Genomic DNA, 1187 nt, shown 5'->3' on the forward strand with positions numbered 1-1187 from the left:
TTGCCTAGCTAGTGACTGGTGTTCAGTCGTGTGCTCTTCCGTTCTGGCTTGCCGCCGATGGTGATGTCGCCGACGGCGAAGCCGCGGCCCTGCGGGACTTCGTAGACCGCGCGCACCGGGTGGGTGACGTCGCCGCGCACGTACGTCCAGTAGCTCTTGGGGTCGGTGTTGTCGGGGGTGGCCCAGCCGTCGGTGGAGAGGTCGTTGAAGTACAGGCCGACCGGGTCGGCGAGCGAGACGTCGGCCTTCTGGCGGGCGATCGCGTTCACGGCGCCGCCGATGTGCGGGTCGCTGTTGCGCTCCGCCTGGCCGTACTTGCTGCACTGGATCAGTTGCTGCTCCGTCGCGAGTTCCTGACCGTCGATCACCCGCACGATGGTGGCCGCGGCCGCGAGTTCGATCTCCGCGCCGAGCGTGTTGTTGCGCTGGATGAGGTGCATCGCGCCGTGCGAGGTCGAGTCGTTCCACCTGTTGCGGGGCTGGTAGGCGCCGTCCGGGCCGAACAGGTCGCCGTGCTGGACGTCGGCACTGATGAACGTCTGATAGAGGTTCAGGACGGTGCCGGGGTCGGTCTGCGCGAGCAATGACCAGTACTCGGGGCCCTCGCAGGTGAAGGTGACCTTGGTGATCTTGCCGGTGGTGTCGCGGGTGACGCTCCACTCGCAGTACTCGTCCTGGACGTCGCGGCTGGCGTCCGCGCGCTGCCACCGCTGAGGGTCCGAGATCGAGTTGACCTTGATGATGCGGGGGAACGCCGTCCAGGTGACGGTCGCCTCGGTGGCGTCCGCGGCGGTGTCGGTCTTGGTGAGGTTGTAGAACTGGCCGCGCGGGCTGTCGTGGAGAACCTGGCTGGGGTCCGGGCCCTTGACGGCCTGGTCCACGCTGTCGCTGATGAAGGTGTCCCAGGCCTTGGCCCCGGTCGCGTCCAGATCGGTGAGGTTTCCGGGAGGGGTGTAGGAGGTGAGCTTGCTCATGGGCGATTCCTTTCCGGTGATTCGGTCTCTCCTGGCGTGTCGCCGCGTGGACCGGACGTCGGGACCGTGGACCGTACGTCAGGACCGGGGAACGACGGTGGCGTCCTCGCGCATCGTCAGGCGGGGCGCGTCGGGCGGGATGTCCGTGGCCGGGAGCGTGAGCTCGAACTCGTTGAGTTTCATCGCCCGGAAATCCCGGCGGCGGGACTCGGC

1 protein-coding gene is annotated in these 1187 nt (G+C 67.7%); it reads right to left on the bottom strand.

What is annotated here, in order from left to right:
* Positions 1–8 precede the first annotated feature (8 nt).
* A complete protein-coding gene (locus AB0O00_RS40480) occupies positions 9–974 on the bottom strand; it encodes a hypothetical protein (RefSeq protein WP_363659659.1) in 966 nt (321 codons plus the stop codon).
* Between the last annotated feature and the right edge of the window lie 213 nt (positions 975–1187).

It is taken from the genome of Kitasatospora sp. NPDC093558 (genome assembly GCF_040683475.1).
GTDB lineage: Bacteria > Actinomycetota > Actinomycetes > Streptomycetales > Streptomycetaceae > Kitasatospora.

Excerpts from the sequence above, each read along its gene's own strand:
- AB0O00_RS40480 (WP_363659659.1), bottom strand. The coding sequence starts at position 974 with ATGAGCAAGCTCACCTCCTACACCCCTCCCGGAAACCTCACCGATCTG.